Raw genomic sequence first — 5,582 nt, forward strand, 5'->3', positions numbered from 1 at the left:
CCTCCCTGGCCCAGCTTCACCACTATGCAAATATCCGCACGCCGGGAGGCGCCGGATCCATGATGAACCTGTGCATTATCATTTAAACTTTCATTGGGGTCAAGAAGCCTGTTGGCGATTACCTGGGTAGGCTTTAAAGTTCTCCATATGGAAACTTCAACCGGTCCTTCCGCTGGAGACCGAGTCCGGGCCGTGGCTGAAGATACAGACTGCAGTGTTGGACATTTCGGACTTGTTGTTATTTCTTGGCAGGCAAAAGGATAGTGTCCAACATACTCAACGGGAGTCGCCAGAAGATGTGTAGTCATCACATACACGATATACCTCGGGAGCCGGAAAAGTGATTTCACGGTCAGTCCCTAGCCTGCGCCGCAATGTGTCATGGACATTTATTGGCAATGTCGTATTTGCAGCCTGTTTGTGGGGCGTATTGTCTGTATTGACAAAACTGGGGACTCCGGAGGTCGTGGGTAGATTTGCGTTGGCCTCGGCGGTTGCCTCGCCACTCATGCTTTTTTCCAACCTTCAGCTCCGTCCGGTTATGGCATCGGATACCGATGGAGATTACGCCTTTGGTGAATATTTCGCTCTGCGTCTGACCATGTTGCCGCTGGCCCTGATTGCCGTATCGATCGTGGCGCAATTTGGCTACACCGATGCTCAAATGAAGGTGATAATCCTCTTTGCCATAGCCAAAGCATTTGAGGGTGTGAGTGATATTTTCTATGGCTATGCCCAGAAAAACGAACGCATGGAACTGATAGCTCGTTCGCTTATTATTAAAGGTGTGGCGTCTTTGGTCTTGTTCGGGACCACTTTTGCGATATCCAACAGTCTTTCCTGGGCTTTGATCGCAATGGCTGCGGGTTGGGCCATACCGCTATTCGCATTCGATATACCAGGTTGCCGCCGCTTGATGCGTCAGATTGAAGGGCGCGTTAGCCTGCGCCCGAAGTGGCGGATCACAAGACTGCGTTCCCTGGCATACTTGGCCTTGCCGCTTGGTTTGACGATGCTGTTGATCCAGCTGCGCAACACAATTCCACGGACGATTCTGGAAAGTCAACACGGCGAGGCTCAGCTTGGTATTTTTTCTGCGATGGCCTATCTCGTCATAGCAGGGAACACGGTGGTTATGGCCCTGTCGCAATCCAGCATCGCACGATTGTCGCGATTCCGGACAAACAGCAAGGATTTCACCAGCCTTGTTAAACGGCTTCTGCTTATTGGGTTTTCACTTGGGGCAGGCGGCGTCCTGGTTGCCTGGCTTGTGGGCCAACCTCTACTGACTTTGATATACAGCGAAGAATACGCGACACATCACACTGTTTTTATTCTCATTATGGCCGCAGGAGGATTGCTCTACATGGCCAGCCTGTTGGGAGCTCCGGCTACAGCCATGAAAGCCTATCGGGAACAGATGTGGATCCAGGCCATTAATGTCGTTTGGATGCTTTTCCTGGCTCGTTGGTTAATACCCGGCCAGGGCATGATGGGGGCGGCCTGGACCATGGTAGGTGGGTCTGCCTGGGTGCTGTTGGCCTATGGAGTGGTTGTGTGGAGAGGGTGTTCATCGGGGGAAAGTGAACCGGAATCAGGTGAAAAGGAACCTCGGCCGTGACATTAGGAGAAATCATGCCCAAGCCTGTTGTGGTTATGGCCCTGACCGCCGGGCGAAAGATACCGGGAGCAAGATTCCGGGTTGGGCAATATGTTGCTCCCCTGCGCGAGGAGAATATCAATCTTCGCTGGTGGCCCGCGCCAATTGCAAAACACCCGCCCCGTAGCCATGCTCTGCGTCCACTCTGGTTGCCGTTATCAGTTATTGGCCGGATCCCGGCCGTTGCTGCTACATATAAAGCCGATGTAACCTTGACCTCACGTGAGCTTGTTTCTACGATGGTGACCTGGGAACCGATGCTCAAAAAACCGTATGTCCTAGATGTGGATGATGCAATTTGGCTTCATCGGGGAGGCCGTTTCGCCAAGCGCCTGGGCAAAATTGCGGACGTAGTTGTAGCAGGAAATAGTTATGTGGCCGACTGGTTCTCACAATATTGCGACCAGATTGAGATCATTCCAACTGCCGTTGACACAGATCGATTCATACCCAACCAAAACCAAAACGACAGGCACCCTGTTATCGGCTGGAGTGGGACCTATTCAAACCTTCCCTTTCTTGAAGCATTACAACCGGCAATACGACGCGTCTTTGAAGCCCGCCCCGATGTGAAATTGCGGATCAGTTCCGATCGACATCCCAAGCTCAATGACCTCCCATCCGACAGGGTTGAGTATGAGCCCTGGTCGGTCCAAGGAGAAGTGGCTTTTATCAATTCTCTGGACATAGGGCTCATGCCCTTGGCTGATAACGCCTGGTCCCAGGGTAAATGTTCCTATAAAATGTTGCTCTACCTTTCATGTCAAGTGGCAGTGGTGGTATCCCCCATTGGCATGAATAGTGAAGTACTCGAGGCAAGGGATGTTGGACGTGGCGCCACGTCAGAGGATTCCTGGGTCGATGCTCTTATTGAGCTGATCGACGATGCTGAGTTGCGTAAGCAGATGGGAAAAAGAGGCAGAGACCTGATAACCTCTTCCTATTCGATCAAGGCGTTGACACCAAAGCTCGCCTCGGTTTTTCGAAAAGCGGCGGGGAGATAAGACAAGATGGAGACCAAGCATGGCTGGAATCATCTGGCCAGCACAACCCCGTATTTGAAAGCAGACGGCACTCCGGGTTCCTATTGCTTCTCCAAGGCAGTGGCGGATCGTGGCCCCTTGTTGCTGGACAAGGCCTCGGTAGTTTCATATCTCGCATTCCACTATTTTCTGGGCAATCGATCTCTGGTTCAAGGCATCGAACGAGCGCCTTGGATGCATTATCCAGCGGATGGCAAATGGTTGCCGTTCGAGATCCCGCGTCACGGCACGGATCGCAGCGAGGCTAAAGCAATTGCGAAAAAATTGCGGAACCTCCTGGAGGATGAATGCCGGGACTATGTTGAGGGAACCAGCAATGTAGGAATTTTCCTCAGCGGGGGCATGGATAGCCGCTTGGCCGCATCGGTTCTGAACAAAGCACAAATGGAATCCGGAAATGCTTTCTCGGTGACGGCGCTCACCTGGGGTTTGAAGGGGACTAGAGATGTGATCTATGCCCGGCGCATTGCCGATGCCTTGGGTTGGAATTGGCATCATCTGGATCTGACGCCAGAGCTTCTGAGAAAAAATCTTCACTGGACTGGGCGTGAAGGGTGCGAAGTGTCGTCGTCACACTTGCATGCGCTATTGGATGTGCGTTCTGCGGGAAATTTCGATGTTGTAATTGCAGGCAGCTATGGCGATTCGATTGGGCGAGCAGAGTATTCCGGCGTCCATGTTAGCGCAGTCTTTGATTATGAATCCATTTCACGAGATCGCTTTGGTGTGCTTCGCGGCTGTGTGCTTGACGAAACGGCTTCAGCGATAAGAGGGGATTTACAGGCCCAGAAAGAGATTTGGCCGGGTAGGTCAATACTTGCAGAGAGGGAAGCCGCACGACAGATTCACTATATGAGACGCAAATTCCAGGCGGTAATGGTAGCCGCCCTGGAACCTTTGCCCTTGGCCCAAATGTTCACCAGGCCGGATGTGGTTTCTTTGATGTGGGGACTGGACCCGGAAATTCGCGATGATAGGTATTACAAAATCCTCAGCGAAGAGCTGGGTCAAAGTCTAGACAATGTGCCGTGGGCGCGCACGGGACAATTGTTCCAGAACCAAGCTGAGAAGTCGACTGAAGTTGCACCACGCCAATTTCACCGTTACGGAAGCTGGTTGCGCGAGGATCTGGGTGCTGAGATTGCGAGCCGCGCTATGAGCGACCGTGTTCTTGGGACAGGTCTTTTCAATGAATCTTCTCTCGGTCGATTGTTGGCGGCTTGGCGGCTTGGTCGCACGAGTACAATTGGCCAGATCGACGAAATGATTTCCTGGCTAGCCAGCTTTGATGTTTTCCTGGAAACGTATGATGTACGAATAATTGAGAGTACTCCTCTCGCGGCAAAAGACATATTACGCGGATGGAAGGGCTCTCTTCACGCGTATGCATACAATTTGATCAGGAGTCTATTGCGAGACTGACGATTAATTATCGTGATCCCGCATGGGGCCTTTCACAATGGCGCCTCCACGGCAAATCACAAAGGCCACAAAATATATATACGTAAGCATGATCAATACATTGAAGCGGTACGCATAGAAAAAATTGGACATAAACAAACCATAGCCGATGATCCCGTAGACCAAGTGGCGGGCCCAGTAGCCCGGCTTGCGGGCAGCAACATACAACCTAGTGGAAAGATAACCCAGACCTAGGGAAATTATGACGACTCCAACCCAGCCAAAGTCCCAAAACACTTCCCCGGTCAGTGAGTAGACGTTAAAGGTTGCTGCCCCGATTTGAACAAAAGGCAAATTGAAGGGAACTGGGTCCACAATACCCAGGCCATCTCCGAGGATCTTCCACATGGGCTGCAGGACCACAGTACCGAAGACCGGCGGGTCGCTCATAGACCCATTGATGATGTTCTCCAAAGCCGGCCAACTCCCCACCATGTAAAGGTAAGGTCTATGCAGCACTGGAAACTGGGCGAAAAAGGCCTGCCCCTGCAAATGTTGGATAACGCCGATATCGATCCGGTAGTTATAAGCAATGAAGAACACCAGCAAGGCCAGCATTCCCCCAGCCAAGTATTTTACACGGAATCGGTTGGGGATCGTAACACTCCAGACAATCAGGGCCGACAGGACAGAAAAAGCCATATACGCCTTGATCCCCGCCAACAAAAGCCCGAAGATCGCCAAGGCAACGAATAACAGATCAATATTACGCCTCTCTCCACTGGCAACTCGGATCACGTACGTTGGCAGCACTAAAATGCCGATCATGTTCAGGTAACCGATAAATTTCATCTGGAACGCCTCTTGGAGCATCCAGATGTTGCCCAATATCCAACCCAGACCATACCGTCCGGTCAGAATGAAAGTAGCCAACAACCAACCACCGGCAGCCAGAATTGCGGTGGTATAGAAAAACATACCAATATTGGTCATATCCTGCTTCGGAAACTTATTCGTCATTTCCGACCTGGAAACGCCTTGTACTCCCAAATACACTCCGGCGCCGAACAGTAACAACGATACCAACAACACCAAATGAGTTTCAAACGACACTTCGGTCATTTTAAGCAGCCTCAAATGATAGCCTGCCATCGAAAAACTGTTCATCCCGACAAAGATACTTAGCGGTGTAAACCAATACCCAAGGGTGCGACTGGAAACCCAGATTGAAATCATTCCGATCGATGAAAACAGCAAAAGCCAAAAAAGATCCAAAAGGCTCATCCTGCATCTCCAGTATTAAAAATATTCACGAACAAATGATGCTGATTCAAAGTAAATCACCCAACCATTTCCTTCAATGAATGGTTCTAGGTTTAGGGTCGAAAGGGAAAGTCAGATTAAGCTACGCAGCACATTCCCTCATTACAAACTACACGGCAAAGATGGCATGAGAAGCAACCCAACGCAACATCGCC

General features: G+C 51.0%; 4 protein-coding genes. 3 read left to right on the forward strand and 1 reads right to left on the reverse strand.

Features of this window, described 5'->3' with window-relative positions; genetic code table 11:
- Positions 1-481 precede the first annotated feature (481 nt).
- The 3 genes from KOO63_14895 to KOO63_14905 are packed head-to-tail and all read left to right on the forward strand — an operon-like array spanning position 482 to position 4,125.
- Positions 482-1,621, forward strand: coding sequence for a hypothetical protein (locus KOO63_14895; protein MBU8923104.1), 1,140 nt, complete (start codon positions 482-484; stop codon positions 1,619-1,621).
- A gap of 14 nt (positions 1,622-1,635) precedes the next feature.
- Positions 1,636-2,664, forward strand: a complete 1,029-nt coding sequence (locus KOO63_14900) for a glycosyltransferase family 4 protein (protein ID MBU8923105.1) — start codon at positions 1,636-1,638, stop codon at positions 2,662-2,664.
- A gap of 6 nt (positions 2,665-2,670) precedes the next feature.
- Positions 2,671-4,125: a hypothetical protein gene (locus KOO63_14905; protein ID MBU8923106.1), complete on the forward strand. Its 1,455-nt coding sequence runs from the start codon at positions 2,671-2,673 to the stop codon at positions 4,123-4,125.
- Between the two features lie 3 nt (positions 4,126-4,128).
- Here KOO63_14905 and KOO63_14910 read toward each other — a convergent pair whose 3' ends face one another.
- Positions 4,129-5,388, reverse strand: coding sequence for an oligosaccharide repeat unit polymerase (locus tag KOO63_14910; GenBank protein ID MBU8923107.1), 1,260 nt, complete (start codon positions 5,386-5,388; stop codon positions 4,129-4,131).
- Positions 5,389-5,582: the final 194 nt, after the last annotated feature.

It is taken from the genome of Candidatus Latescibacterota bacterium (genome assembly GCA_019038625.1).
Taxonomy (GTDB): domain Bacteria; phylum Krumholzibacteriota; class Krumholzibacteriia; order Krumholzibacteriales; family Krumholzibacteriaceae; genus JAGLYV01.